A 25,485-nucleotide genomic window follows, 5' to 3' on the forward strand; every position below is an offset into this window, starting at 1 on the left:
TCTAAAGCACCTTGGCCGAGAACGACACCCCATTCACCTTGACCTTGCCGCCCGAGCACGACACCTTGGGCGCGTCCGTGCCCGGCACGATCACCGTCAGCACCGACTTCGCCGCCGGCGAGACCACCACGTTGGCCCGCTCCTTCGACAGGTACGTCGGCGACACCCAGCCGAGCTTGCCGCCCCGCTCGACCTTCTGCCCGCCGAGCCGGGAGCAGGACGCCGTGAACTGCAGCAGCGTCACCCTGAACTTGCCGTCGCCCAGCACCACCTTGCCGCGCTCCTTCGAGACGAGCTTGAGCGAGGGGGCGAAGCGCCAGATGTTGCGGACCTTCTTGCCGCCCGACGCCGTGTCGTAGACCGCCATCAGGTCGTCGTCGTGGTTCACCAGCACCGACCTGGTCCTGCTCACCCCGTACGCCTTGTCGGTCAGCCGGAACGCCTGGCGGTCGCTGCCGTACGAGGTTTTGACGAGCTTGCTCGCCGTGCGCGGGCGGAACTTGGCGCCCACCACGGTCGGCACGTTGTGCGCCTCGGGGGAGAGCGTCCAGTAGCGGTAGGAGCTCTTCTCGTAGGAGTGGAAGCCGCCGTCCATGAGGATGTCGCGGCCCTGCGCGTAGTAGGTGACGCCCAGGTGGTCCTCGTGGCCGTGCCACTTCATGCCTGGGCCGAACCTGATCGAGTAGTACGCCGACTCGGGCTCGTCCCACTTGGTGCGGCCGAAGACGTAACCGGCCCGGTACGCCTTGACCTTCTGCTTCGGCGTGCCCGTCTCCATCTTGGGCTCGGTCTCCGCGCTGCCGTCGCCGATCGGCACCATGTAGCCGTTGGGCATGGTGGCGTGCGCGATGAAGTCCTTCAGCGCCTCGGCCCGCTTCGAGATCGTGCCGGGCACCTTGCGGCCGCACACCTTCATATTGCTCATCGCGACCTGGAGGCGGCCGTAGACGTAGACGGCGTAGCGCGGCGCCTGCTCCATCAGCGCGCCCTGCGCGTCCACGTCGAGCTTGACGGTGCCGGTCAGCCGCTTGACGGCCAGGTTCGCCCAGTCCTTACGGCCGTAGCGGCAGCCGATGCCCATGAGCGCGATGTCCTGGTCGATGCCGTGGTTGTGGCCCTTCTTGTACAGCCGCGGGTTCGCCAGGAGCTTGGCATGCACGGCCAGGCTGTCCTTCAGCCAGCTCGCCTTCACATGCCTGCTCAGGCAGAGCAGCGGCTGGGTGCGCAGCGAGACCGGGTGGTCCTTCCACACGTACGAGGGGGTGCCGCGGGCGCCGTACTTGTTGCGCGCCACCCAGTCCTTGGCGATCTCGGTGGCGCGGTCGAGGTAGCGCTGCTCGCCGGTGTTCTCGTACTCCACGACGAGCGTGCCCATCCAGCGCAGCGACTGGAAGACGTACTCCCAGGAGCGGTTGCGGTACGGGCTCGCCGTCCACTTGATCTTCTTGCCCAGCTTGTACGCGGGCAGCCCGACCAGCGAGATCTCGCCCTTCATGACGTCCTCGGCGGTCGGCGTGGCGGGCAGCCAGTCGCCCTGGCACTCGGCGGTGCGGGCCACCTTGTCGCCTGCCGCGCCCCCCGTAGTGCCCCCCGTAGTGTCCGCCGTCGTCGCCGTCTGCGTCGCTGCCTGTGCCGGGCTTACCGAGGCACCGAGTACGAGCGTTAAGGCAAGAGGTATCGCGAGCCGGCGCACGCCAGTTCCTTCCAGGGACAAAAAGGTGAGGGCGGGACATGCTTTCGAAACGACGATCATAGGGGCAAGCCGAATGGCCGTTTCGTTAGGTCCCCGATGCCCCGCCACAATCCTCAGCGGCCGGCCGGCAGGGCATGCTGGTCCATGTGAAACTCGACGACCTGGTGATGCCCGACACGCCCGCGTGCCGGGGCGCGCTCGAAGTGGCCACCCGCTACCACACGCCCTCGCTGCTCAACCACTCCATACGTGCCTACCTGTGGGCGGCGGCCTACGCCCAGGACAACGCCATCGCCTTCGACGCGGAGCTGCTGTACGTGGCGGCGATGCTGCACGACATCGGCCTGGCCGCCGAGTACGACAGCCACGCGGTGCCGTACGAGGAGGCCGGCGGGCACGTGGCCTGGGCGTTCTGCGCGGGTGCCGGCTGGTCGCCGGAGCGGCGCGACCGGGTCGCCGAGGTCATCGTCCGGCACATGTGGGACGAGGTGCCCGTGGACGAGGACCCCGAAGGGCACCTGCTCGAACTGTCCACGGGCATGGACATCTCGGGCCGTGACACCGATAGGATCCCGGCCCGCGTGCGCGCGGAGGTGCTGGAGCGCTATCCGAGGCTGGAGATCGCGAAGGAGTTCAGCGTCTGCATCGCCGACCAGGGCGCGCGCAAGCCGTCGAGCTACGCGGCCCGGTTCGTCCGCAACGGCATCGTGGACCGGATCATCCGCAACCCGCTCGACGACTGATCGCAGGCTCCGCCCCCGGCCCTTGGCGCTCGCCCCGGCCCTCGGGCCCCGGCTTTCGGCCCGCCCGGCTTTCGGCTCTCGGCGAGGGCCCCAGGGCCGGGGGTTCGCGGGCGAGTGGCCCGGAGCGGGGGTTCGCGGCGAGTGGCCCAGGGCCGGGTGTTCGCGGGCGAGTGGCCCGGGGCCGGGCGTTCGCGGGCGAGTGGCCCGGGGCCGGGCGTTCGCGGACGAAGGGCCGGGCTACGCCTTGGGGCCCGCGTTCTCGACCACCTCGAAGCTCCACACCTCCGAGCCGGTCGCGGCCGGGCCGCCATGACCGTGCCCCTGCCCGTGTCCGGCGGCGCCGGCGGGACGCTCGCCGGCGGCCTGGGCGTGGCCGCGCTGGAACGCCTCGCCCTGCTGCCACTTCTGGAAGTCCTCCTCGCTGCGCCAGCGGGTGTAGACGAGGTATCGGTCGGTGCCGTCGACCGGGCGCAGCAGCTCGAACCACTCGAACCCGTCGGCGGCCTCCACCATCCCGGCCCGGCCGGCGAAGCGGCGTTCGAGCTCCTCGCGCATCTCGGCGGGCACGGTCAGCACGTTGATCTTCACGACGGACATCGCAGGTCCCCTCTCGTCGGCGCACGGCTCAGCGCAGTGACTCAGCCCAGTGACTCAGCCCAGTGACTCAGCGCAGTGACTCAGCAACGACTCAGCGCACGGCACGGTGCGGCGCAGGTGCGGCTCCAGGCTAACGCGGGCCGCCTCCGGTGCCCGGTCAGGCCCCAGCGCGTCGCGCACCCACCGGAGTGGCGGCTCTTTCGCAGCTCAGGGGACGCGACGCGCAGCGAACGCCCGAGGTGGGCGGACCCCTCCGGCGGCGGCGATAGCCTTGACGGGTGCGTATAGCGAGGTTCTCCACAGGCGAAGGCGTCTCGTTCGGCGTGGTCGAGGGCGGTCCAGGCGAGGAGTTCGTCTCCGCGATCTCCGGCCACCCGTTCGGCCAGGTGCAGTTCACCGGCGAGCGGTTCCCGCTCTCCCAGGTGAAGCTGCTGGCCCCGATGCTGCCGAGCAAGGTGGTCGCCATCGGCAGAAACTACGCCGAGCACGCGGCCGAGCTGGGCAACGAGGTGCCCGAAGAGCCGCTCATCTTCATGAAGCCGTCCACCTCGGTGATCGGTCACGGCGAGAACATCGCCTACCCCACGTCGCTGTCCGACCGCGTCGACTATGAGGGCGAGCTGGCCGTCGTCATCGGCAGGCTCTGCCGCGAGGTGCCGGTCGAACGCGTCAAAGACGTCATCTTCGGCTACACGTGCGCCAACGACGTCACGGCCCGCGACCTGCAGAAGAAGGACGTGCAGTTCACCCGGGCCAAGGGCTTCGACACGTTCTGCCCGCTCGGGCCGTGGATCCAGACCGATCTCGACGCGAGCGACCTCGCGCTGACCACCACGGTCAACGGCGAGATCCGGCAGAGCGGCCGTACGAGCCAGCTCATTCACGACATCCCCGCGCTGGTCGCGTACGTCAGCGCGGTCATGACGCTGATCCCCGGCGACGTCATCCTGACCGGCACCCCGGCGGGCGTCGGCCCCCTGCAGATCGGCGACGAGGTCAGCGTCGGCATCGAAGGCATCGGCACACTCACGAACAAGGTGGTCTCCCGTGACTGAAGTACGGGTGCGGTTCGCGCCGTCCCCAACCGGCATGTTTCACGTGGGCGGCGCGCGTACGGCGCTGTTCAACTGGGCGCTGGCCCTGCAGTCGGGCGGCCGGTTCGTGCTGCGCATCGAGGACACCGACGCGTCGAGGAACCGTCCCGAGTGGACGGAGGGCATCATCTCCGCCCTCGACTGGATCGGCATCAACGGATCCAACCCCGCCTTCGAAGGCCCCTACTTCCAGTCGGCGTACGAGCCGCAGCACCGCGAGGCGGTGGCCAAGCTGCTCGCCGACGGCCGCGCCTACTACTGCGACTGCACCCGCGAGACGCTGGTCGCCCGCACCGGCTCCGAGCACCGCGGCTACGACGGCTACTGCCGCGAGCGCGGCCTGACGCAGGGCGCCGTGCGCTTCCGCACCCCCGACGAGGGCGTCACGGTCGTGGAAGACCTCGTACGCGGGAACGTCGAGTTCCCCAACGAGGCGCAGGAGGACTTCGTCATCGCCCGCTCCGACGGCTCGCCCCTCTACGTGCTGGCCAACGCGGTCGATGACATCACCCAGAACATCACCCACGTCGTACGCGGCGAAGAGCACCTCGGCAACGCGGCCAAGCAGATGCTGCTGTGGCCCGCGCTCGGCGCCACCCCGCCGGTCTGGGCCCATCTGCCGGTCATCGTCAACGAGCAGCGCAAGAAGCTGTCCAAGCGCCGCGACAAGGTGGCGCTGGAGAGCTACCGCGACGAGGGCTACCTCGCCGAGGCGATGGTCAACTACCTGATGCTGCTCGGCTGGGGCCCCGGCGACGACCGCGAGATCATGCCGTGGTCGGAGATGGTGCCGCTGTTCCGGCTGGAGAACGTCAACTCCGCCAGCGCGTTCTTCGACGAGAAGAAGCTGCGCGCGTTCAACGGCGAGTACATCAGGGCGCTGCGGCTGGAGACGTTCGAGGAGCGCTGCGCGCCCTTCCTCGACCCGTCGTGGGACCGCGAGCTGTTCAGCAAGGTCGCCGCGCTGGCCCAGACCCGCATCTCGGTGCTGTCGGAGATCCGGCAGAACGTCGACTTCCTCTTCCTCGACGAGCCCGTCTTCGACCAGGCGTCGTGGGACAAGGCGATGAAGAACGCCCCCGAGGAGATCCTCACCGGCTACCTCGAGCGGCTTGAGACCGTGAGCTGGGACCCCGAGTCGCTCAAGCAGGCGCTGGAGGAGGTCGGCGCGGCCCAGGGGCTCAAGCTGGGCAAGGCGCAGGCGCCGGTCCGCGTGGCCGTCACCGGCCGTACGGTCGGCCTGCCGCTGTTCGAGTCGATCGAGGTGCTGGGCCGCGAGCGCACGCAGGAGCGGCTGCGCGCCGCCCTGGCCCGCCTGCGCGGCTGAGCACACCTTTGTCGTAGTACGGCTCTCGTAGTACGGCTCTCGTCGTACGGCCGGTGCGGCGGAACCCCCGCACCGGCCGTGGCGCGTTCTAGACCAGGCCGCGGCGGGCGAGCAGCGGCCCGATGCCGGGCTCGCGCCCGCGGAAGTTCTTGAACGCCGTCAGCGGGTCGAGGCTGCCGCCCCTCGACAGCAGCTCGCGGCGGAAGTGGTCGCCGTTGGCCCGGGTGAGCCCGCCGTTCTCCTTGAACCACTCCACGCTCTCGGCGTCCAGCACCTCGCTCCAGATGTAGGAGTAGTCGCCGGCCGCGTAGCCGCCGGAGAAGATGTGCGCGAAGTAGTTGGTCCGGTAACGCGGCCGGATCAACGGGTACGCGACCCCCGCGGCCTCCAGCGCTGCGGCCTCGAACGCCTCGGGGTCCTCCACGGTCTCGCCGGGCGCGAGCTTGTGCCAGGCCCAGTCGAGCAGCGTGGCGGCCAGGTATTCGACGGTCTTGAAGCCCTGGTTGAAGGTCTCGGCCGCCTTCAGCTTCTCGACCAGCTCGGCCGGCATCGGCTCGCCCGTCTCGTGGTGCTTGGCGTAGTTGGCCAGCACCTCGGGCCAGGTCGCCCACATCTCGTTGACCTGCGACGGGTACTCGACGAAGTCGCGCGGCACCTTGGTGCCCGACACGCGGGGGTAGCGCACCTGCGAGAACAGCCCGTGCAGCGCGTGGCCGAACTCGTGGAAGGCGGTGGTCACCTCGTCGTACGTCAGCAGCGTCGGCCCCAGGCCGGCTTGGTGACGTTGAGGTTGTTCATCACGACCGGCTTCGTGCCGAACAGGAACGACTGGTCCACCAGGTTGTTCATCCACGCGCCGCCGCGCTTGTTCGGCCGGGCGTACGGGTCGAGCACGAACAGGCCGAGCGGGCTGCCGTCCTCGTTCGACACCTCGAACACGGTCACGTCGGGGTGGTAGCCGCCGAGGTCGGGCCGCTCGGTGAAGGTGATGCCGTACAGCTTGGTCGCCGCGAAGAACACGCCGTCGCGGTAGACGCGGTTGAGCTCGAAGTACGGCCGCATGGCCGCGTCGTCGAAGTCGTAGCGGGCCTGGCGCACCTTCTCGGTGTAGTACGGCCAGTCCCACGGCTCGATCGGGAACCCGGCCTGCTCCGCCAGCGCCTCGGCCTCCTTCTTCGCGTTGCGCATGGCCGGGCCGACGAGCTGGCCGAGCATCTCCTCGACCGCTTCGACGGTCTTGGCGGTCTGGTCGGCGACCACGTACGCGGCGTGGTTGGGGAAGCCGAGCAGCGCCGCCCGCTCGGCCCGCAGCGCCGCCATCTTGGCCGCGATCGCGAAGTTGCCGGGGGCGCGGCCGACGCTCAGCTCGTACAGGCGGCGGCGCACGTCACGGTCGGTGAGCTGGGACAGGCCCGGCTGGGCGGTGAAGTTCAGCAGCGGCAGGACGTACGTGCCGTCGTCCTTCCGCAGCGATTCGATCTTGGCCTCGTCGAACCCGTCCAGCTCCTTGGGGTCGGTCACGACCAGGGCCGACTCCGTAGTGGCCTTGAGCAGGCTCTGCGCGAACTCGGTGGACAGCCGCGACAGCTCCTCGTTGAGCTCGCGCAGGCGCTCCTGCTGGGGCTCCGACAGGTCGGCGCCGGCCCTGATGAAGTCCTGGCGGTACTTCTCCAGCAGCCACGACTCCTCGGGGTCGTCGGTGGTGACCTGCTTGATGCGCTCCCACAGCCGCCTGTTGAGCAGGATCGCGTCGCTGTGCCGGGTCAGCTGCGGGGAGATCTGCTTCTCGATCTCCATGATGCCGTCCGTGGTGTTGGACGAGGCGACGCTGAAGAAGACCGTGGTCGTGCGGTCGAGGATCCTGCCCGACCGTTCGAGCGCGGTGATCGTGTTCTCGAACGTCGGCGGCTCGCTGCTGCCGGCGATGGCTTCGACCTCCTCGAGCTGCTCCGCCATGCCGCGCTCGAAGGCGGGCAGGTAGTGCTCTTCCCGGATCTCGGCGAAGGGCGGCAGCTCGTAGGGCAGATCGCTTGGGGCGAAGAACGGATTCTCGGCCAACGCTTGGGCTCCTCCACGTGGTGTTTTGTCCCCTTCAGCTTGGCACGTCCGGGGGTCCGGTGGGGCAGCGCAGAGCGGGCCGGAGGATTCGTTTTGGTCTTAGCCCCGGAGCTGGGCTATTCTTTCGGACGTCGCCAACGCGCTCCGCGAGGAGATCGCAGCGGTGGGGTATGGTGTAATTGGCAGCACGACTGATTCTGGTTCAGTTAGTCTAGGTTCGAGTCCTGGTACCCCAGCATCTGAACGGATGTCTCCCGGTGAGACGTCCGTTTTTTCATTTCGCCAACCGATGCAGAATTTCGGAGATCTCCTTGTACGCCTGCCTTGTCGGCGCGTGCGAGGTGGCCACCGTGAAAACCTTGAACCTGTTGCCCGGCGTGGCCGCGTCCGCCTCCCTGATCATCCGGTCCTGCAGCGCGATCGGGATCATCCGGTCCTTGGTGTGGCGGATGTAGACCCGGCGCACCCGGCCCCACCTGTCCTTCCGGCCGCGGGCGTCGGCGCCCTGCACGAGCATGCTCTCGTCCGGCAGCAGCCCGTTCAGCAGGGCCATGAACTCGCCCTCGCCGCCCTCGGCCATGAACGCCTTCTTGGCCGCGTCCAGGAACTTCGGGTTCGCCGAGCGCCAGTTGATGCGCACCGCGCCGATCACCGTGGGGTCCGCCACGATGCCGTCCACCAGGCTCGCCGCCAGGCTCGTCCGCCCCTCCGGGGCGGCGGCGTAGTCGTTGGGGGAGCGCAGGCGGGTGCAGCAGTACGCGGCGTCGTACACGAGCGTGTCGATCAGGTCCGGCACCTCGTCGGCCACCTTCGTGATCGTCGCGCCGCCCAGGCTGCCGCCCACCAGGATCACCGGCCCGTACTCGGCGACCCGGCGCACCACCTTGACCGTCGCCTCCACGTAGTCCTCCAGCCGCACCTTCGCCATCGGCGACTTGAGCGTGGCCAGCGCCTTCAGGTCCTGCGGCGCCTGGTAGGCGCGGTGGAACTGCGCGTCCAGCGCGTGCCCCGGCAGGTCCACGCCGACCGTGCGGTGGCCGCGCAGCACCAGCTCGGAGTCGGCCGTGGTGCCGCCGTTCGAGCCGCTGACGAAGACGTACGTGGTGATCTCCTTCTTCGGCCGGGCCACCGACGTTGCGGCCACCGCCCCGGCACCGGCGGCGGCGAGCTTGAGAACCGTTCTGCGAGTCGTGTCCTTCATGTCTTCGATGCTCGCCTCGGCGGGGCATGCCGCACATCGCCTGACCGGCCGCAGAAGCGGTGGACGCCGGCCATCCACCGATCGGTCGATGCTGTGCCAGGCTCGACACCATGACCAGCCACAACGGCCACGGACAGCCCGCTCGGGGGACGGCCGACGAGCGGGAGCCGCAGGCGGTCGGGGAGGGCCGCGGGCGGACGCGGAGGAACACGGTGGCGGAGGGGCGGAGGCTCGGGCGGAGGATCACGATGGGGGAGGGCCGTTGGCGGGGGCGAAGGATGGCGGTGGGGGAGGGCCGCGAGCGGTGGATCTTCGCCGGGCTGGGCTACGGCCTGCTCGCGCTCGGCTCGCTCGCGACCGTCCTCGGCGCCCCACCGGCTTTGAGCACTCCCGAACGTCTGCCGTCCTGGCTGGCGGGCCCGCTCGCGATCTGGACGTCTCAGGAGCGCCCTCAAGGGCCTGGAGAGGCGGATCCGGTGGCGGCGGCGTGGGCGGGCGTGCCGTGGCCGTTCCTGGCGCTGCTGGCGGCGGTGTGGCTGGCGCCCGTCGCGTGGCTTCATCCCGTACGTGAACGGCGGCGGGCACTGGTCGTCGGCCACTTCGTCGTCCTGCAGGCCATCGCCGCCGGGCTGACGCTCAAGGCCCCGGGATTCGTGGTGTTCGCCTCGATCGGCTACCCGCTGGCGATCGGCATGTTCCCGGCCCGCCTGGTCATGGCCGGGGTCACGCTGACCGCCCTCGTCTGCGTCGCCGCCCAGGCCGGTCCCGGCGACCGCGACACCCTGCTCACGGTGCTCGCCGGCGTGGCCGTGCCGCTGGTGGCCGCGGGCTGGTACGTCGCCGCCGAGCACGACAAACGCCGCCGCCTCGTGGAGCGCCTGCGCGCCGCCATGGACGAGAACGCCGAGCTGAACGCCCGCCTCCTCGACCAGGCCAGGCGGGCGGGCGTGCTGGACGAGCGGCACCGCGTTGCCGGGGAGATCCACGACACGCTCGCCCAGGACCTCGTGGCCCTCATCGGCCAGCTCGACGCCGCCCGCGCCGCCGCCGGACCGGGCAGCGAGCACCTCGACAGGGCCGCCGAGCTGGCCCGCCGCGGCCTGGCCGAGACCCGCCGCTCCATCAGCGCCCTGCGTCCAGAGCCCTTGGAGTCGACCGAGCTGCCCCAGGCCCTGCGGCACATGGCCGACTCGTGGGCCGAGACGTCGGGCGTGAACCTGCGCTTCGAGGTCGCCGGCACACCTGTCGCCCTGGCTCCCGACGTGGAGTCCGCCCTGTTCCGCATCGCCCAGGAGGCATTGGCCAACGTCGCCAAGCACGCCCAGGCCACCAGAACGGCTCTCACCTTGACGTACACCGACGAACTCGTCCTTCTGGACATCCGCGACGACGGGCGCGGGTTCGTGCCGCAGCGGCGATCTGACGGCTTCGGCCTGGACGGCATGCGGCAGCGGGCCGGCGGCGTCGGCGGCACGCTGACCGTCGAGTCCGAGCCGGGCTCCGGCACCGCGATCGCCGCCGCCGTACCCGCCATCCCGCCTCCTGACGGAACGGACGGCGGCCGGTGACGGGACGCTGCGACAATCGTCACATCGGGAGGGAGCTTTGATGCCGGTGCGGGTGCTGATAGCCGACGATCATCCGATCGTCCGCGACGGCCTGTGCGCGGCGCTCGCCCGCGAAGCCGCCGATGACATCGTGGTGGTGGGGGAGGCGGGCGACGGCGAGGAGGCCGTCCGCCTGGCCGCCGAGCTGTCGCCCGACGTCATCCTCATGGACCTGCGCATGCCCGGCATGGACGGCATGACCGCCATCCGGCGGCTGGCCGGCACAGGTCCCCGGGTGCTGGTGCTGACCACGTTCGACAACGACGTCCTGCCCGCGCTCGAAGCCGGCGCCACCGGCTACCTCCTCAAGGACGCCCCGCCCGCCGAGCTGGCCCGCGCCGTCCTGGCCACTCACCGAGGCGAGACCGTGCTGGCTCCCGCCGTGGCCGGCCGCCTCGCCGACCAGGTACGCAGACCCGCCCGTGGGCGATTGAGCCCGCGCGAGCTCGAGGTTTTGCGCTTGGTCGCCGAGGGCGCCACGAACAAGGAGGCCGCCGCCGCCCTGTTCATCAGCGAGGCCAGCGTCAAGACACACTTGTTGCACATCTACGCCAAGCTGGACGTCCGCGACCGCGCGGCCGCCGTCGGCGAGGCCTACCGCCGCGGCCTCCTGACCACCTGACACCCCGGCCCCCGCACACCCACCCCGCCCTCGTCCGTGGCCGGGCGACTCCAGACGGACATTGGGCCGCCGCAGCCGATGGCCGCGCCCTTCGCACAGCCCATTTCGCCCCTCGTCTGAGGTCGGATGGCTCTCGACGGACACCGGGTCGCCGCAGCAGATGGCCGCGCCCTTCGCGCAGCCCCATTTCGCCCCTCGTCTGAGGTCGGATGGCTCTCGACGGACACCGGGTCGCCGCAGCCGGTGATCGTCCCCCCACGCCAGCTGAGCGGCGCCCGCTGCCTGCCGCCTGTGCGGTGCGGTCGGTGGGTGCTCGGCGCCGTTCGACTGAAGGCCGCTGGCCGGCGCACGGCTGTCGACGACGACTCACACCCTCCGGTAGACGGAGGTCGGCGGGTTGCAGGCGGCCGGGGCGATGCACGGTGAAGGCCGTCACACGCGAGGCACCCGTCGTTCCGCGGCCCTCGGCCGGTGAGTCGCGGTGGGCGCGAGACAGGACGGCGAGGTCGCGCTGCGGCCTTCGGCCGGTGCAGCACGGTGGCCACGCGCTCGTTGGGGCGCTGCGCTCGGCCGGGCTCATCGGCTGGGGCAGCGTACGGTGCCACCGCGCATCCCGTCCTGGATGCGCGAGCGCCTGGCCCGCGTGCCCGTGGACCCGGCGACGGGCCGGCCGGAGGTGACGATTCCGCTGGCGAATTCGACCCGGCCTGGCAGCGCGGCCCCATGGGGGACTGGGTCCGCCGTTACAGGCCCGATCTGATGGGCCATTAAGCGGTTTGGAGTGGTCTTCCAGGTGCGGTAGAGTTACCTGCGTCGCCGGGGCGAGCCCCCGGCACACGCAGCTTGTGGACAGGGTCCCGTCGTCTAGTGGCCCAGGACGCCGCCCTCTCAAGGCGGTAGCGCCGGTTCGAATCCGGTCGGGACTACCACTGCACGCAAGCGCACCAAGGTCCCGTCGTCTAGTGGCCCAGGACGCCGCCCTCTCAAGGCGGTAGCGCCGGTTCGAATCCGGTCGGGACTACTGTCAGCAGCAATCAGCTCCGGCGCTCAAGGCCCGGGGCTTTTTGTTTGCCCGCGTGTATGCCCATTCGCCCGCTTTCGCTGGCCGGGCGCCCTCCCGTTTCGGTCAGCTTGGCCGCCCCCCGTTTCCGTCTGCTGGGCTCGCCCGTCTCTGTCCGTTCCGTTTCCGTCCGCTGGGCTCGCCCGTTTCCGTCCGCCGAGTAGCCCTCCCATTCCGTCCGCCGAGCACTCGCCCGTTTCCGTTCGTCTGGCGCCCTCGCGCCTTCGCCGGTTTCCGTTCGCAGGGGTGCTGCCGCGGTTTCGCCGGTTTCCGTCCGCACGGCGGGATTCCGCCCACGGGCCTCCGCTTCCCGAGAACCGTGGTGTGAGCTTCGTCTCTCGTACCGGAAATTCCCGGAAAAACCTCGTGGGTGCCGACGCGCTCGTCAGGCGGGGCGGCGGCACCCGGCGGGTGTCACTTCTTCTTGGAACGGGCCTTGAACAGCGCGCGCCGCGCCGCCTTGGCCACCTGCTTGTCGGGGTGGACCTGCGAGATCAGGTCGAGCAGCTCCTCCACGTGAGCATGCGGAATCTTCCAGATCACATCGAGGAGGTTGCCGACCATCTCGGGCCCGATGTCGCGCAGGCTGCTGACGAACTCGGCGCGGCCGAGCCCGGCCGAGATCGTCCACATGTCGAGGATCAGCCAGTGGGTGTCGTCGGGAGTCGGCTCCGGCGCGCCCTCGACGCCGAGCTGGCTGAGGTGGGTGGCCGCGTACGGGCGCAGCGACGGCTGGTCGAGCGCCGCCTGCCAGGCCGGGATGGCGGCCTCGCCCAGGGTGCCGACCACGCTGGCGGCCTGCACCCTGATGAGCGCGTCGCTGTCGTCCTCGGCGGCGGCCGCAAGCAGCTCCTCGGCGGCCTTGGCGGGCTCGCGCAGCCGCATCCACGCGGCGAACTCGGCGTCGGCCTCGTCCTCGGGCAGTTCGGCGCTGAGCGCGAGCAGCTCGTGCGCGCTCATGGAGTCGATCGCAGGGCGGGCGTCCACTTCGAGGTCGGCGTCGTCGATCAGGTGGACGACGCCTTCGGTGCCGAGCGGGGTGAGGCGCAGCACGTCGCCGTCGCGCTCGAGCATGCCGTAGCCGGTCAGCCACTCGATCGAGGAGGCCAGCGGGTCGCCGGCCGCCTCCCAGGCATCGGTGCCCAGCTCGTCGAGCTCGGCGGCGGCCTCCTTCAGCTCGCGGGCGAGCCCGTCGAGCTCGCGCGAGCCGCCGGCGAGCAGCAGCCGGACGAGCAGGCCCCGGGTCAGGCCGGCCAGCGCCATCGTGAGATCGTCGTCGTCGAGCTCGGGGTCGCCGTAGTCGACGGAGTGGATGCCGAGCATCCAGGCGTCGAGCACGTCGTCGTCGTCCTCGAACGGCCACTCGGCGGTGTCGTCCTGGACGGTGACGGTGCCGCCTTCGCCCGGCTCGAGGAATTCGAGATCGACGGCGAGGTTCCAGATGTTCCACAGCTCGGGAACGGCCTCGGAGACGGGCCCGTCGGTCTCGGGTTCGGGCAGCCCGACGGCCTCCAGCGCCTCCAGGACCTCGGCATCGGTGAGCAGCGTCTCCTCGCCCACCTTGCGTCCCGTGCCCACCCACACCGCGAGGTCGCGGGCCTTGGCGATGAGCGGCACCTGGCGGGCCGCCGCGGCGAGCTCTGCGTCGGGGCGCAGCCTGACCGTGTCCAGCTCGGCCAGCTCGTCGGCGAACGGCTCGAAGTCGCCGAGGTCGCCGGTCTCGTCCTCCTCGTCGCCGCCCTCGCCGTCCTCGATCAGCTCCTCCATGAGATCGACGAACTCGTCCTCGACATCGTCGAGCTCGGCCTGCAGATCGGCGAGGGAGTCGGAGCCCTTGTTACGCCGGCCTGTGCTGGACAGGAAGGTCAGGTAGGCGTCGACGGCCGGGAGCATCCCGTCGGCGGCCGCGTCGGGGTCCTCCACGACCTTCGGCATGCGGTCGAGCAGCAGGTTACGCAGGTCGGCGCGCTTCCACGTGCCGAGGTCCTGCGAGAAGGCGAGACGGTGCCACAGCGCGGCGGGCCCCACCAGCTCCGGGTCGCTCTCGGGCGCGTTCGTACGCGCCCACACGATGAACTCTTCGAGCAGGGGTCGCAGCTCAGTGGCGGCTACCTCGATGCGATCTGTCACGCACTCAGGCTAGTGCGCCCGCGAGGCTGTCGGCTCCCGAAATACCGCCTTTCACGGATCATGATGAGCGGCGCATGGCCTCGGTGATCCGCTCGGCGGCGGCCATGACCGGCACCGCGTGGAGCCTGCCGGGCGCCCTCGTCAGCCGCTCGATGGGCCCCGAGACCGACACCGCCGCGATCACCTTGCCGCCCGCGCCCCTTATCGGCGCCGAGACGCTCGCCACACCCTGCTCACGCTCGCCGACGCTGTGCGCCCACCCGCGGCGGCGTACGGAGGCCAGGGTCGCCGCGGTGAACTTGGCGCCGCGCAGACCGCGGTGCAGCCGGTCGGGCTCCTCCCACGCCAGCAGGATCTGCGCCGCCGAGCCCGCCGTCATGGGCAACGCGGACCCGACGGGCACCGTGTCGCGCAGGCCGCTGGCCCGCTCGGCGGCGGCCACGCACACGCGCTCGTCGCCCTGGCGCCGGTAGAGCTGCGCGCTCTCCCCGGTCAGGTCACGAAGCTGCATCAATATGGGTCCCGCGACCGCGAGCAGCCGGTCCTCGCCGGCGGCGGTGGACAACTCCGACAGCCTCGGTCCGAGGACGAACCGTCCCTGCGTGTCGCGGCTCACGATGCGGTGGTGCTCAAGAGCGACGGCCAGCCGGTGGGCAGTGGGGCGGGCCAGACCGGTGGCCTGGACGAGCTGGGCCAGTGAAGCGGGTCCCGCTTCAAGGGCATTGAGTACAAGAACCGCCTTGTCGAGTACTCCGACTCCGCTAGAGTTGTCCATACACCGATACTGCAGTCTCGACATATGAGAAAGCAAGTCGGAGATTCTCAAGGAGGAGATCATGGGCCGCACACTGGCCGAGAAGGTCTGGGAGCAGCACGTAGTCCGTCGTGCGGAGGGCGAACCGGACCTGCTCTATATCGACCTGCACCTCATCCACGAGGTGACCAGTCCGCAGGCGTTCGACGGGCTCAGGCTCGCCGGGCGCAAGGTGCGACGGCCCGATCTCACCATCGCCACCGAGGACCACAACGTGCCGACCGTGCTCGGCCCCATCGCCGACCCGGTGTCCAAGACGCAGGTGGAGACCCTGCGCAAGAACGCCGCCGAGTTCGGCATCCGGCTCCATCCGATGGGCGACGACGGCCAGGGCGTGGTCCACATCATCGGCCCCCAGTTCGGGCTCACCCAGCCCGGCATGACCATCGTGTGTGGCGACTCTCACACCTCCACGCACGGCGCGTTCGGCGCGATCGCGTTCGGCATCGGCACCTCCGAGGTCGAGCACGTGCTCGCCACGCAGACGCTGCCCGCCTACCGGCCCAAGACGATGGCCATCGAGGTCAGCGGCGAGCTGCCCGTCGGCGTCACCGCCAAGGACCTGATCCTGGCCATCATCGCCAAGATCGGCACCGGCGGCGGCCAGGGCCACATCGTGGAGTACCGCGGCGAGGCCGTGCGCAAGCTCTCCATGGAGGGCCGCATGACCATCTGCAACATGTCGATCGAGGCGGGCGCGCGGGCCGGCATGATCGCCCCCGACGAGACCACGTTCGCGTACCTGAAAGGCCGCCCCCACGCGCCGAAGGGCGAGTTGTGGGACCAGGCGGTCGAGTACTGGAAGTCGCTGTGCACCGATGAGGACGCCGTCTTCGACAAGGTCGTGGAGATCGACGCCTCCACGCTGACCCCGTACGTCACGTGGGGCACCAACCCCGGTCAGGGCCTGCCGCTGGGCGAGTCCGTCCCCTCGCCGGAGAGCTTCTCCGACCCGGTCGAGCGCGCCGCCGCCGAGCGGGCCCTGGAGTACATGGGGCTCACCGCCGGCACGCCGCTGCGCGACATCGTGGTCGACACCGTGTTCGTCGGCTCGTGCACCAACGGCCGCATCGAGGACCTCCGCTCCGCCGCCGAGATCCTCAAGGGCCGCAAGGTCAAGACCCGCACGCTGGTCGTGCCCGGCTCGATGATGGTCAAGAAGCAGGCCGAGGAGGAGGGCCTGCACGAGATCTTCCAGGCCGCGGGCGCCGAGTGGCGCGCGGCCGGCTGCTCGATGTGCCTCGGCATGAACCCCGACACGCTCAAGCCGGGCGAGCGCAGCGCCTCCACCTCCAACCGCAACTTCGAGGGCCGCCAGGGCAAGGGTGGCCGCACTCACCTGGTGTCGCCGCAGGTCGCCGCCGCGACCGCCGTCACCGGCCGCCTCACCGCACCCGCCGACCTGTAAGGGAGACCACGTTCCATGGAAGCCTTCACCACCCACACCGGTACGGCGGTGCCGCTGCGCCGCAGCAACGTCGACACCGACCAGATCATCCCGGCCGTCTGGCTCAAGCAGGTCAGCCGCACCGGCTTCGAGAAGGGGCTGTTCGCCGCCTGGCGCGAGGACCCCGATTTCGTGCTCAACAACCCCGCCTACGAGGGCGGCTCGATCCTGGTCTCCGGCCCCGACTTCGGCACCGGCTCCTCGCGCGAGCACGCCGTGTGGGCGCTGCAGCAGTACGGGTTCCGCGTCGTGATCTCGGCCCGCTTCGGCGACATCTTCCGCAACAACGCCACCAAGATGGGCCTGCTCCCGGTTGTCCTGCCGGGCGAGAAGGTCGAGGAGCTGCAGGCCGCCGTCGAGGCAGACCCGAAGCTGGAGGTGACCGTCGACCTGGTCGAACGCCAGGTCCGCTGGGGCGGCCAGACGGTCCCGTTCGAGATCGACGACTACACCCGCTGGCGGCTGATGGAGGGTCTCGACGACATCGGCCTGACCCTGCGTCACGAGAGCGAAGTGGCGGCGTACGAGAATGGTCGGCAGCCATGGCTGCCGACGACCGTCTAGACGACGACGAACTGGCGCGGCGGTTGCGCGATGCGCACCGCCGCGTCCGCATGCTGCCCGCCGACCGCAGGGAACGCCTCGCGCGCCGCTATCTCGCGATCTGCGACCTGGCCAAGCACGACCGGGAAAGGGCCGCGATGCGCCTCGACGCGTTTCTGCGCGCCCTTGACGAGGCTTTCGACACGCCACGTAGTGAAGAAAACCCGCTCGGTGATTGAGTTCATACGCGATCCCGCCTACTTTCAGAGCCCGTAAGGGGTTTCTACGTCGAACTCGTGAGCTGGAACCCCGAGCCGTAACTGGGGGAGCAGGACTTTCATGAACAAGCGAGAACTCGTCGAGGCCATCGCGGATCGGGTGGGCGACAGGAAGACGGCCACGGAGGCCGTCAACGCGGTCATCGACACCATCCAGAAGGCCGTGGCCGGCGGCGACAAGGTCTCGATCACGGGCTTCGGCGCGTTCGAGATGGTGAACAAGCCCGCCCGCACGGCGCGCAATCCGTCCACCGGCGCGGAAATCAACGTGCCGGAGAGCTGGGCGCCCAAGTTCCGTCCCGGTTCCGATTTCAAAGAACTGGTGAACGAGGGCGGCAAGAAAATCGGCAAGAAGAAGTAAATACAGCGGACCGCTGAACGCCCGGGCCACGCGGCCCGGGCGTCCGCGTGTCCGGACGCCTTGAGACGGACCTGCGGACGGGCCGGCGCGTCAGGACGTGAAGGCCTCCGGCACCGGGAACGTGGACAGCGTGATGTAGGTGATCTCGCCGTCCCTCATGCCGAGATTGACCCGCTGGCCGGAGCGGAGCAGCCGCAGCGGGCCCGCGTCGAACGCGGCCGTGCCGAACGGGAGCACGGCACCGTCGTCGAGGAAGACCGTGCCGGAACGGGTGGCCTGGTCGAAACTGCGTACGGTCGCCTGCACGCCACCAGCTTAAGCGCCGGCCCGCCGCCCGAGGAGCCGAGGGATTCAGGCGGGGTCCAGACCGGCGTCCGGCCACAGCTCGGCGACCACGGCGGCCGTGTGCCGCCCGAGGCCCAGCCGGATGGCGGCGCGCAGGTCGTCGGGGGTGTCCACGTCGCGGCGCACGGAGTCGATCCCCGGCACGCACAGCTCCTTGGCCCCGACCGCCAGGTGCTTGGCCCGCGACTCGCCGCCGAACCTCGGCGTGAACGGCTGCCCCGGCCGTACCCCGTAGAACGTGGTGCCGACGTCGAGCGCGTCGGGCACGAACGCCTGGTCGAACTCGGCCGCCGCCTCCAGCGCCACCGCCAGCTCGGCCGGGCGCAGCGCGGGCAGGTCGGCCTGGAGCGCGCCCACCGCGTCATCGGGCGCGACGCGTACGGCGTGCGCGGCGCCCGTGCGCAGGGCGGTGTTCAGCCCCCGGTCGGGATCCGGCACCACATCGGCGCCCAGCGCGGCCAGCGGCCCCGCGGCGGCGGGATCGGCCGTCACCACGATGACCCGCGCGACCGGCGGGCAGGCCAGCGCGGCGGCCACGGTGTCGCAGGCCACGGCCACGGCCAGCCGCGTGCGATGGGGCCCCGTCGCGGCCGCCAGCCGGGTCTTCGCCGCGACCAGCGTCTTCACCGGAATCACCAGGGACCAGCGGATGCTCATAGGGTAAGCATCGCGCCTCGACAGCCCGCGCGGCCAACCGGGAGACTTGGGGCGCACCCCGTACGTGTTGGAGGAAGACCATGAGCCGCCCCACGAGACCACCGCGTTTCTGGGAGACCCTGGCAGTCGTCGTGGTGAAACCACTGTCCTGGCTCCTGGTCAAGAAGGACTGGCGCAACGGCGACCGCATCCCGAGGACCGGCGGCGTGATCATCGCGGCGAACCACCTGTCGTGGACCGATCCCGTGCTGCTGTCGCACTTCCTGTACAACCACGGCCGCTGGCCGGTCATTCTGGCCAAGTCGGGGCTGTTCAAGGTGCCGTTCCTCGGCCGGGCCATCTCCTCGCTGCTCGCCATCCCCGTCGAGCGGGGCAGCAGCGAGGCCGCCAAGTCGCTGCGGATCTCAGAGGAGCGGCTGGCCAACGGGTGCGCGATCCTCTTCTACCCCGAGGGCACCTGCACCCGCGATCCCGACCTGTGGCCGATGGTCGGCAAGACCGGCGCGGCCAGGCTCGCGCTGCAAAGCGGCGCCCCGGTCATCCCCGTGGCCCACTGGGGCGCACACGAGCTGCTGCCGTACGGCTCGAAGCGGCCCAGGCTGTTCCCGCGCAAGACGTTCCACGTGAGCGTGGGCCCGCCGGTGGACCTGTCGAAGTACGAGGGCAAGCCGTTGCGCGCCGACGTGCTGCGCGCGGCCACGGCCGACATCATGGCCGCGGTCACCGCGCAGCTCGCCGAGCTGCGCGGCGAGAAGGCCCCCGATACCCCCTACGACCCGTCGAGGCGGTGAGCGCATGACGAAGGCAGCCGTGTTCGGCACGGGTTCGTGGGGCACCACGTTCGCGATGATCCTGGCGGAGGCGGGCAACGAGGTCACGCTGTGGGGCCGCAGGAAGGAGCTGGTCGAGGCCATCGACCGCGACCACGCCAACCCCGACTACCTGCCCGGCGTGCCGCTGCCGCCCTCCCTGCGGGCCACCACCGACCCCGAGCGTGCGCTGGCGGGCGCCGACTTCGTGGTGCTCGCGGTGCCGTCACAGCAGCTTCGGCCCAACCTCACGGCGTGGAAACCGTACATCCCGCCGCGCGCGGTGCTGGTCAGCCTGATGAAGGGCATCGAGCTGGGCACCACCAAGCGGATGAGCGAGGTGATCCGCGAGGTCGCCGAGGTGCCCGGCGAGCGGGTCGCCGTCGTCTCCGGGCCCAATCTCGCCCAGGAGATCGCCCACCGCCAGCCCGCCGCGACCGTGGTGGCCTGCACCGACGAGAGCGTGGCCGAGCGGCTGCAGGCGATCTGCCACCTGCCGCCGTGGTTCCGGCCGTACACCAACCCCGACGTCGTCGGCGTCGAGCTGGGCGGCGCGGTGAAGAACGTCATCGCGCTCGCCGTCGGCGTCTCCGCGGGCATGGGCATGGGCGACAACGTCAGCGCCATGCTCATCACGCGCGGCCTGGCCGAGATCTCCCGGCTCGGCGCGGCGCTCGGAGCCGACCCCCACACCTTCGCCGGCCTGGCCGGCATGGGCGACCTGGTCGCCACCTGCACCTCCCCGCTGTCGCGCAACCGCACGTTCGGCGAGAACCTCGGGCGCGGCATGACGCTGGAGGAGGTCGTCGCCGCCACCAAGCAGACCGCCGAGGGCGTCAAGTCGTGCGAGTCGGTGCTGGAGCTGGCGAGGAAGCACGACGTGGAGATGCCGATCACGGAGGTCGTCGTCGGAGTCGTGCACGACGGCATGTCTCCGGCCGAGGCGGGCATGCTGCTGATGTCGCGCTCACCGAAGCCGGAACGATACGGGTTGTGAAATGACCTGAATACGGCGTGCTCGGCTCGCTGTGACCGGTACACCCCGGTAGATTCGGACACCATGAGCAAGCCACGCGTCGCCGTCGTTTTCGGAGGTCGCAATTCCGAGCACGCCGTGTCCCTGATGGGCGCGGGCAGCGTGCTGGAGGCGATCGACAGGACCAAGTACGAGGTGATCCCTATCGGGATCGCCCAGGACGGCAGGTGGGTGCTGGCCGCTTCCGACCAGCGGTTCGCCATCGAGTCCGGCGAGCTGCCGGTCGTCGACACCTCAGGTGCGGCGCTCGCGCTGCCCTCGGGCGGCGGCGGCAGTCTCGTGGCGTACGACCAGGGCAGCATCCCGGTCGAGCTCGGCACGGTCGACGTGGTGTTCCCCGTGATGCACGGCCCGTTCGCCGAGGACGGCACCATCCAGGGCTTGCTCGAGATGGCGGGCGTCCGCTACGTCGGCTCCGGCGTGCTGGCCAGCGCCGTCGGCATGGACAAGGCGTACATGAAGACCGTGATGGCCGCGGCGGGCCTGCCGATCGGCCGCTACGTCGTCGTACGCGACCGCGACTGGCGGCTCAACCGCGAGGCCGTGCTCAAGGAGGCCGAGGAGCTCGGCTACCCGGTCTTCGTCAAGCCCGCCAGGGCCAGGCTCGTCCAGGGCATCTCCAAGGCGCACGACCGCGCCGAGCTGGAGGAGGCCGTCGAGTTCGCCAGGGAGCACGACCCCAAGGTGCTCATCGAGGCGGCGATCGCCGGCCGCGAGATCGAGTGCGCGGTGCTGCAGTCGCTGGGCGACGAGCGAGCGGCCGCGTCGCTGCCCGGCGAGGTGAAGGTCGAGGGCGGGCAGGAGTTCTTCGACTTCGAGGCGAAGTACTACCCCGACCAGATGTCGCTCACGGTGCCCGCCGACATCCCGCCGGAGACCACCGAGGAGCTGCGGGCGATGGCGGTGCGGGCGTTCGAGGCGCTCGACTGCGAGGGGCTCGCCCGGGTCGACTTCTTCTACACCCCCGACGGCAAGCTCATCTTCAACGAGATCAACACCATGCCGGGGTTCACGTCGCTGTCGGTGGCGCCGCAGCTCTGGGCCGCCTCAGGGCTGTCGTACCCGGAGCTGGTCGACCGGCTCATCCAGCTCGCGCTGCAGCGACGGGCCGGGCTGCGCTGAAGATCTCGGGTCAGGCCGCCGGCGCGGTGGCCTGCGCGATCGGCTTCGACAGGTCGGTGAGCACCTCGGCCGGTACGTGCTCGCCGCCGATCGTGACCTCGACGTACGCGGTGTCGGTCACGGCCGTGAACAGCGCGGGCTTGTCCGGGTCGGAGAACCAGCCCACGCCGCCGATCTCCTGCAACTGGTCGGTGGGCGCCATGCGCACCGGCCGCGGCACGCCGCAGCGCAGCGCGATGACGCCCGAGCCCCAGACGGCGACGTACGGGGAGGCCGGCTCCGAGGTGCCGCGCTCCTCGCCGTCGAGCGTCTCGGGCAGCAGCGGCGCCAGCCGGTCGCAGGCCGCCGCCGCCTCGCCCTCGGGCCTGGGCGGCTCGACCTGCACCGTGCCGCCGCAACCGGCGAGTGCGAGGAGAACGAGCAGGACGGCGGCGACACGCATGCGACGACCACTACCTCCGCGACAGGGGCGCGTGCGCGCCCGTCAGATGTTTTCGTCAGATGTTTCCGTCAGATATGCCGTCAGATATGGACGATCGGACACGTAAGCGTACGCGTGATGCCCTGCACCGCCTGAATCTGGGCCACGACGAGCTTGCCCAGCTCATCGACGTTGTTGGCCTCCGCGCGCACGATCACGTCGTAGGGCCCCGTCACGTCCTCGGCCCGCGTGACCCCGGGGATGCCGGAGATCTCGCGCGCCACGGCGGCGGCCTTGCCGACTTCGGTCTGAATAAGGATGTAGGCCTGCACCATCACGTCCTCCCGGGCGATTGGATCACGCCGAAGGGCCACCGTACCCTGTGTGCGTCAGGAGGTGCGTCATCACAGTCGGAGATCTCGGCGAATTCGGTGTGGTAAAACGCATCACCGGACGTCTGCCCCAAGGCGACGCGGTGATGCTCGGCCCGGGTGACGACGCCGCCGTCATCGGCGCCCCGGACGGGCGCGTCGCGGTCTCGACGGACCTGCTGATCGAGGGCCGCCACTTCCGCCGCGACTGGTCGGGCGGCTATGACGTGGGCCGTAAGGCCGCCGCTCAGAACCTCGCCGACGTCGCGGCCATGGGTGCCCGTCCCACCTGCCTCGTGGTCGGCCTCGGCCTGCCCGCCGACCTGCCGGTGGACTGGCTGGACGAGCTGACCGCCGGGTTCGCCGACGAGTGCGCCACCGTGGGCGCGAGCGTGGCCGGCGGCGACGTGACCCGCTGCGACCTGGTCGTTCTCGGCGTGACCGCGCTCGGCGACCTCGGCGGGCGCGCTCCCGTCACCCGGTCGGGGGCCCGGCCTGGGCACGTGGTGGCGGTGGCCGGCCGGCTCGGCCGCTCGGCCGCCGGGCTGGCGCTGCTGTCGGCCGGGGTTCCGGTGGCCGCTCCCGCGCTGGCCGAGGCCGTGGCGGGGCATCGGCGCCCGTGCCCGCCGTACGAGAGCGGGATCGAGGCGGCCGAGCTGGGCGCGAGCGCCATGCTGGACGTCAGCGACGGGCTGCTGCAGGACCTGGGGCACATCGCGCAGGCGAGCGGCGTGCACGTGGAGCTGGATCCCGCCGCCTTCGCCCCCTTCACCTTGGACGAGCCGGTGGCGGCGGCGGCCAAGGAGCTGGGGGCCGATGCGCTGGAGTGGGTGCTGTCGGGTGGCGAGGATCACGCGCTGGCGGCGGCCTTCCCCGCCGAGGTACGGCTGCCGGAGCCGTGGCATATCGTGGGCCGGGTGACCGAGGGCTCCGGGGTGAGCGTGCTCGGGAGAGAAATCGGACAGCGCGGGTGGGATCACTTTCGGTGACGACTTGTCCTGATTTACGTGAAATTTTCCCGGTTTGGGGTATGACTAGTGGGATTGCTGTGACAACGGCGTAGCAAAGGTGTTATGAAGAGTGGCGGCCACTGTAACCGGGAAGAAAGGGCAGCCATGGGCCGCCACGGCACAGGTGGATCCGAAGACGGGGACGAACGGGGGCACAGCGCTTTTTGGGGTCCTGACGAGCAGGCCGAGCCGCCGGGCTGGCCCTCGCTGCCGGACCAGCCCGAGGTGACGGGGCAGTGGGCCCCGATGCCGCGGCGTACCGACGCACCGCCACCGCGCGCGACGCAGTCGGAGCCGTTCGAGACCACCGGGGCCTTCGCGCTGCCGACCAACGTCCCCGGCGGGTTCCCGCCGGGCAACGACCCCGCGGGCGCCTACCCGCAGCAGCCTGGGCGCGACTCCAGGCCGGATGAGGCCGGGCCGTTCGAGACGACGGGCGCGTTCGCCCGCCCGCCGGAGTGGAACCAGCCCGCTCCCGGCCCCGCCGACCAGACGGCCGTCTTCGGCGGCGGCCCCGGCCAGACGAGCACGCAGCCCGGCCTCTCGTACGCGCAGAGCGGTGACACACTGTCCGACCTGTCCGCCGAGCAGCGCGGGCTGTTCGACCCGCCGAGGGACCAGCGCGGCGCCTTCGACGACGACCAGTGGGGCTCGTACGAGGAGCGGACCAGGACGTTCGACGGGCCGATCGACCAGCAAGGGCCGTTCGACGCGGACCGGCGTGAGCCCTTCGGCTCCTCCTTCGATGGAGCGCCGGACGACCGTACGGCGAGATTCGACTCGCCCTCGGGGCCCAGCCCCGTCTACGGCGGCCCGCCCGAGCCCGGCGACGTCAAGGTCGCCGGCGAGCCGACCGCTGCACCGACCCCAGCCTGGGCGAACGCCGAGACCTCCTTCCTCGGCGCCGACCCGGGCTGGCCCGACGAAGACGACGAGCCGCGCGGCCGCCGTGGCCGCCGCAGGCAGGGCCGTGGCGGCGGCGGAGACGACGACGCGCTCGCGGCCGCGCCCTCCGGGGCCGGCAAGGGCCGCGTGGCGCTGCTGTCCGTGGCCGCCGTGGCCGTCGTGCTCGGCGGCACGGTGGCGGGCGTCAAGTTCATGAGCTCCAGCGACCCGGCCAAGTGCGAGGGCACGACGTGCGCCGCCGTACAGGCTCCCAACCAGCGCCCCGCGCCCGCCGAGTCCGGGCCCGCCGAGGAGGAGACCGAGGCCGCGCCCGAGGAAGAGCCGGTGGAGGAGGAGCCGACGGAGAGCGAGGAGCCCTCCAAGTCCGCGGCCCCGACCCCCACGATGAACGCCGGGGTGCCGCGCCGCACCGCCGACCCGTCGCCGACGCCCACCAGGACCAGGGCGAAGAAGCAGGAGGAGAAGCCGGTCTCCGAGCCGTCGCCGGACATCCAGGAGACCGCCTCCGAAGAGCCCAGCGAGGAGGTCTCCCAGCTCGACGACGCCGGCACCAACAACAACACCGGCACCACCCCGCAGGACCAGCCCTCCCCGACGCCCAGCGACGACAGCGTCGGCGTGGGCGACGACTTCGGGTTCGAGCAGCCGTTCGGCAACACCGGCGCGCTCAACGTCAAGCAGACCATCCAGCAGCGGCTGACGACGTACCAGGCGAACCTGACGCTGTCGAACGAGTCCGCGCAGCCGCTGCAGAGCCCGACCGTGTCCGTGCCGGTCGAGGGCAAGGTCGTGAAGGTGGACGGCGCGCAGTGGACCCAGGACGGCGACCTGCTGATCCTCGACCTGTCCACCACGCTTGCCGCCGGCGACTCGGTCAAGGTGTCCTTCACCGCCACCGGCAGGGGCGCCAAGGCCCGCAACTGCGGCATGGTCTCCGGCCAGTGCGCCATCAGCTGACCCTCCACGCCCCGGGCGGAGCCTCTCTCCGCCCGGGCTTGCCGGGGTCGGCGCGTCTTGGACGGGTGGACGTTTCGCGCGGTTCGTGACGCCCGCTTGATGGCGGTTCGTGACGCCCGCTTGATGTTCGTGACGCCCGCTTGATGGACCGCCGCGCAGCCGTCTGCGGCGATCGTCCCTGCGCGCCTTCAGGTGAGTGGTGGACAGGTGCTACCGCGCACTGCGCGCGTCGCGGCTCTCCTCCGCGCATCGCCGACGTCGCCTCAGCCTCGCGGT

General features: G+C 70.8%; 23 protein-coding genes, 3 tRNA genes and 1 pseudogene. 17 read left to right on the forward strand and 10 right to left on the reverse strand.

Annotated elements, in window-relative coordinates; all coding sequences use genetic code 11:
- Position 1: 1 nt before the first annotated feature.
- Positions 2–1,558, reverse strand: coding sequence for a heparinase II/III family protein (locus WBK31_RS01040; protein WP_406674190.1), 1,557 nt, complete (start codon positions 1,556–1,558; stop codon positions 2–4).
- 281 nt (positions 1,559–1,839) lie between these two features.
- Here WBK31_RS01040 and WBK31_RS01045 point away from each other — a divergent pair, with 281 nt between their 5' ends.
- Positions 1,840–2,436: an HD domain-containing protein gene (locus WBK31_RS01045; RefSeq protein WP_406674191.1), complete on the forward strand. Its 597-nt coding sequence runs from the start codon at positions 1,840–1,842 to the stop codon at positions 2,434–2,436.
- 237 nt (positions 2,437–2,673) lie between these two features.
- Here WBK31_RS01045 and WBK31_RS01050 read toward each other — a convergent pair whose 3' ends face one another.
- Positions 2,674–3,033, reverse strand: coding sequence for an antibiotic biosynthesis monooxygenase family protein (locus WBK31_RS01050; protein ID WP_406674192.1), 360 nt, complete (start codon positions 3,031–3,033; stop codon positions 2,674–2,676).
- A gap of 278 nt (positions 3,034–3,311) precedes the next feature.
- Between WBK31_RS01050 and WBK31_RS01055 the strand changes: the two genes are divergently transcribed.
- Together WBK31_RS01055 and gltX are read left to right on the forward strand one after the other, a co-directional pair.
- Positions 3,312–4,088 carry a fumarylacetoacetate hydrolase family protein gene (locus WBK31_RS01055; RefSeq protein ID WP_364058959.1) on the forward strand — a complete coding sequence of 259 codons (777 nt, stop codon included), beginning with the start codon at positions 3,312–3,314 and terminating at the stop codon, positions 4,086–4,088.
- Entirely contained in the window at positions 4,081–5,454 is a 1,374-nt protein-coding gene (gene gltX / locus WBK31_RS01060) for a glutamate--tRNA ligase (RefSeq protein ID WP_364058956.1), read from the forward strand. Before WBK31_RS01055 ends, gltX begins: the two co-directional genes overlap by 8 nt.
- A gap of 88 nt (positions 5,455–5,542) precedes the next feature.
- On the opposite strand, the pseudogene WBK31_RS01065 reads toward gltX, so the two are convergent.
- Positions 5,543–7,512: pseudogene (locus WBK31_RS01065) on the reverse strand (M3 family metallopeptidase).
- Positions 7,513–7,676: 164 nt separating this feature from the next.
- On the opposite strand from WBK31_RS01065, the gene WBK31_RS01070 reads away from it, so the two are divergent.
- Positions 7,677–7,748: transfer RNA gene (locus tag WBK31_RS01070), tRNA-Gln, on the forward strand.
- 38 nt (positions 7,749–7,786) lie between these two features.
- Here WBK31_RS01070 and WBK31_RS01075 read toward each other — a convergent pair.
- Positions 7,787–8,713, reverse strand: coding sequence for an alpha/beta hydrolase (locus tag WBK31_RS01075; protein ID WP_364058950.1), 927 nt, complete (start codon positions 8,711–8,713; stop codon positions 7,787–7,789).
- Between the two features lie 284 nt (positions 8,714–8,997).
- Between WBK31_RS01075 and WBK31_RS01080 the strand changes: the two genes are divergently transcribed.
- The 4 genes from WBK31_RS01080 (at position 8,998) to WBK31_RS01095 (ending at position 11,963) form a co-directional block, all read left to right on the forward strand.
- Positions 8,998–10,281, forward strand: a complete 1,284-nt coding sequence (locus WBK31_RS01080) for a sensor histidine kinase (RefSeq protein WP_364058947.1) — start codon at positions 8,998–9,000, stop codon at positions 10,279–10,281.
- A 40-nt stretch (positions 10,282–10,321) separates the two neighbouring features.
- The gene (locus WBK31_RS01085) at positions 10,322–10,942 is read left to right on the forward strand and encodes a response regulator (protein WP_378785007.1); all 621 of its coding nucleotides are present in this window, start codon (positions 10,322–10,324) and stop codon (positions 10,940–10,942) included.
- Positions 10,943–11,795: 853 nt separating this feature from the next.
- A tRNA-Glu gene (locus WBK31_RS01090) sits at positions 11,796–11,871 on the forward strand.
- Between the two features lie 19 nt (positions 11,872–11,890).
- A tRNA-Glu gene (locus WBK31_RS01095) sits at positions 11,891–11,963 on the forward strand.
- Positions 11,964–12,416: 453 nt separating this feature from the next.
- Here the strand turns inward: WBK31_RS01095 and WBK31_RS01100 are convergent.
- Positions 12,417–14,132 (reverse strand): hypothetical protein, encoded by a 1,716-nt coding sequence (locus tag WBK31_RS01100; protein WP_378785006.1) that lies wholly within the window; start codon positions 14,130–14,132, stop codon positions 12,417–12,419.
- 58 nt (positions 14,133–14,190) lie between these two features.
- Positions 14,191–14,907, reverse strand: coding sequence for an IclR family transcriptional regulator (locus WBK31_RS01105; RefSeq protein ID WP_364058936.1), 717 nt, complete (start codon positions 14,905–14,907; stop codon positions 14,191–14,193).
- Positions 14,908–14,968: 61 nt separating this feature from the next.
- Here WBK31_RS01105 and leuC point away from each other — a divergent pair, with 61 nt between their 5' ends.
- The 4 genes from leuC to WBK31_RS01125 all read left to right on the forward strand — a co-directional run bounded on the left by leuC (position 14,969) and on the right by WBK31_RS01125 (position 17,575).
- Positions 14,969–16,354: a 3-isopropylmalate dehydratase large subunit gene (leuC, locus tag WBK31_RS01110; RefSeq protein ID WP_364058933.1), complete on the forward strand. Its 1,386-nt coding sequence runs from the start codon at positions 14,969–14,971 to the stop codon at positions 16,352–16,354.
- Between the two features lie 15 nt (positions 16,355–16,369).
- Positions 16,370–16,957, forward strand: a complete 588-nt coding sequence (gene leuD / locus WBK31_RS01115) for a 3-isopropylmalate dehydratase small subunit (RefSeq protein WP_364058930.1) — start codon at positions 16,370–16,372, stop codon at positions 16,955–16,957.
- Entirely contained in the window at positions 16,936–17,175 is a 240-nt protein-coding gene (locus WBK31_RS01120) for a hypothetical protein (protein WP_364058927.1), read from the forward strand. The genes leuD and WBK31_RS01120 overlap by 22 nt, the downstream gene beginning before the upstream one ends.
- A 100-nt stretch (positions 17,176–17,275) precedes the next feature.
- Positions 17,276–17,575, forward strand: coding sequence for an HU family DNA-binding protein (locus WBK31_RS01125; RefSeq protein WP_364058924.1), 300 nt, complete (start codon positions 17,276–17,278; stop codon positions 17,573–17,575).
- A gap of 90 nt (positions 17,576–17,665) precedes the next feature.
- On the opposite strand, the gene WBK31_RS01130 is transcribed toward WBK31_RS01125, so the two are convergent.
- Both WBK31_RS01130 and cofC read right to left on the reverse strand, forming a co-directional pair.
- Positions 17,666–17,881, reverse strand: a complete 216-nt coding sequence (locus tag WBK31_RS01130) for a hypothetical protein (protein WP_364058921.1) — start codon at positions 17,879–17,881, stop codon at positions 17,666–17,668.
- Positions 17,882–17,926: 45 nt separating this feature from the next.
- Complete coding sequence (cofC, locus tag WBK31_RS01135) at positions 17,927–18,577, reverse strand: 2-phospho-L-lactate guanylyltransferase (RefSeq protein ID WP_364058918.1); 651 nt, start codon at positions 18,575–18,577, stop codon at positions 17,927–17,929.
- Between the two features lie 131 nt (positions 18,578–18,708).
- Here cofC and WBK31_RS01140 point away from each other — a divergent pair, with 131 nt between their 5' ends.
- The 3 genes from WBK31_RS01140 (at position 18,709) to WBK31_RS01150 (ending at position 21,544) form a co-directional block, all read left to right on the forward strand.
- The gene (locus tag WBK31_RS01140; RefSeq protein WP_364058915.1) at positions 18,709–19,368 is read left to right on the forward strand and encodes a lysophospholipid acyltransferase family protein; all 660 of its coding nucleotides are present in this window, start codon (positions 18,709–18,711) and stop codon (positions 19,366–19,368) included.
- 4 nt (positions 19,369–19,372) lie between these two features.
- Complete coding sequence (locus WBK31_RS01145) at positions 19,373–20,383, forward strand: NAD(P)H-dependent glycerol-3-phosphate dehydrogenase (protein WP_364058912.1); 1,011 nt, start codon at positions 19,373–19,375, stop codon at positions 20,381–20,383.
- Between the two features lie 63 nt (positions 20,384–20,446).
- Positions 20,447–21,544, forward strand: a complete 1,098-nt coding sequence (locus tag WBK31_RS01150; RefSeq protein WP_406674193.1) for a D-alanine--D-alanine ligase family protein — start codon at positions 20,447–20,449, stop codon at positions 21,542–21,544.
- Between the two features lie 10 nt (positions 21,545–21,554).
- On the opposite strand, the gene WBK31_RS01155 is transcribed toward WBK31_RS01150, so the two are convergent.
- Together WBK31_RS01155 and WBK31_RS01160 are read right to left on the reverse strand one after the other, a co-directional pair.
- Positions 21,555–21,986: a DUF3515 family protein gene (locus WBK31_RS01155; RefSeq protein WP_406674194.1), complete on the reverse strand. Its 432-nt coding sequence runs from the start codon at positions 21,984–21,986 to the stop codon at positions 21,555–21,557.
- Positions 21,987–22,066: 80 nt separating this feature from the next.
- Positions 22,067–22,300, reverse strand: coding sequence for an Lrp/AsnC ligand binding domain-containing protein (locus tag WBK31_RS01160; protein WP_364058903.1), 234 nt, complete (start codon positions 22,298–22,300; stop codon positions 22,067–22,069).
- Positions 22,301–22,347: 47 nt separating this feature from the next.
- Between WBK31_RS01160 and WBK31_RS01165 the strand changes: the two genes are divergently transcribed.
- Both WBK31_RS01165 and WBK31_RS01170 read left to right on the forward strand, forming a co-directional pair.
- Positions 22,348–23,325 carry a thiamine-phosphate kinase gene (locus tag WBK31_RS01165; RefSeq protein WP_364058900.1) on the forward strand — a complete coding sequence of 326 codons (978 nt, stop codon included), beginning with the start codon at positions 22,348–22,350 and terminating at the stop codon, positions 23,323–23,325.
- A 267-nt stretch (positions 23,326–23,592) separates the two neighbouring features.
- Entirely contained in the window at positions 23,593–25,209 is a 1,617-nt protein-coding gene (locus tag WBK31_RS01170; RefSeq protein ID WP_406674195.1) for a hypothetical protein, read from the forward strand.
- The last annotated feature ends 276 nt before the right edge of the window (positions 25,210–25,485 follow it).

The organism is Nonomuraea sp. N2-4H (assembly GCF_045291505.1).
GTDB classification, from domain to species: Bacteria; Actinomycetota; Actinomycetes; order Streptosporangiales; family Streptosporangiaceae; genus Nonomuraea; species Nonomuraea fastidiosa.

Excerpts from the sequence above, each read along its gene's own strand:
- cofC (WP_364058918.1), bottom strand. The coding sequence starts at position 18,577 with ATGAGCATCCGCTGGTCCCTGGTGATTCCGGTGAAGACGCTGGTCGCG.
- WBK31_RS01160 (WP_364058903.1), bottom strand. The coding sequence starts at position 22,300 with ATGGTGCAGGCCTACATCCTTATTCAGACCGAAGTCGGCAAGGCCGCC.
- WBK31_RS01075 (WP_364058950.1), bottom strand. The coding sequence starts at position 8,713 with ATGAAGGACACGACTCGCAGAACGGTTCTCAAGCTCGCCGCCGCCGGT.
- WBK31_RS01170 (WP_406674195.1), top strand. The coding sequence starts at position 23,593 with ATGCCGCGGCGTACCGACGCACCGCCACCGCGCGCGACGCAGTCGGAG.
- WBK31_RS01150 (WP_406674193.1), top strand. The coding sequence starts at position 20,447 with ATGAGCAAGCCACGCGTCGCCGTCGTTTTCGGAGGTCGCAATTCCGAG.
- WBK31_RS01145 (WP_364058912.1), top strand. The coding sequence starts at position 19,373 with ATGACGAAGGCAGCCGTGTTCGGCACGGGTTCGTGGGGCACCACGTTC.
- WBK31_RS01050 (WP_406674192.1), bottom strand. The coding sequence starts at position 3,033 with ATGTCCGTCGTGAAGATCAACGTGCTGACCGTGCCCGCCGAGATGCGC.
- leuD (WP_364058930.1), top strand. The coding sequence starts at position 16,370 with ATGGAAGCCTTCACCACCCACACCGGTACGGCGGTGCCGCTGCGCCGC.
- WBK31_RS01155 (WP_406674194.1), bottom strand. The coding sequence starts at position 21,986 with ATGCGTGTCGCCGCCGTCCTGCTCGTTCTCCTCGCACTCGCCGGTTGC.
- WBK31_RS01105 (WP_364058936.1), bottom strand. The coding sequence starts at position 14,907 with ATGGACAACTCTAGCGGAGTCGGAGTACTCGACAAGGCGGTTCTTGTA.
- WBK31_RS01120 (WP_364058927.1), top strand. The coding sequence starts at position 16,936 with ATGGCTGCCGACGACCGTCTAGACGACGACGAACTGGCGCGGCGGTTG.
- WBK31_RS01085 (WP_378785007.1), top strand. The coding sequence starts at position 10,322 with ATGCCGGTGCGGGTGCTGATAGCCGACGATCATCCGATCGTCCGCGAC.
- WBK31_RS01125 (WP_364058924.1), top strand. The coding sequence starts at position 17,276 with ATGAACAAGCGAGAACTCGTCGAGGCCATCGCGGATCGGGTGGGCGAC.
- leuC (WP_364058933.1), top strand. The coding sequence starts at position 14,969 with ATGGGCCGCACACTGGCCGAGAAGGTCTGGGAGCAGCACGTAGTCCGT.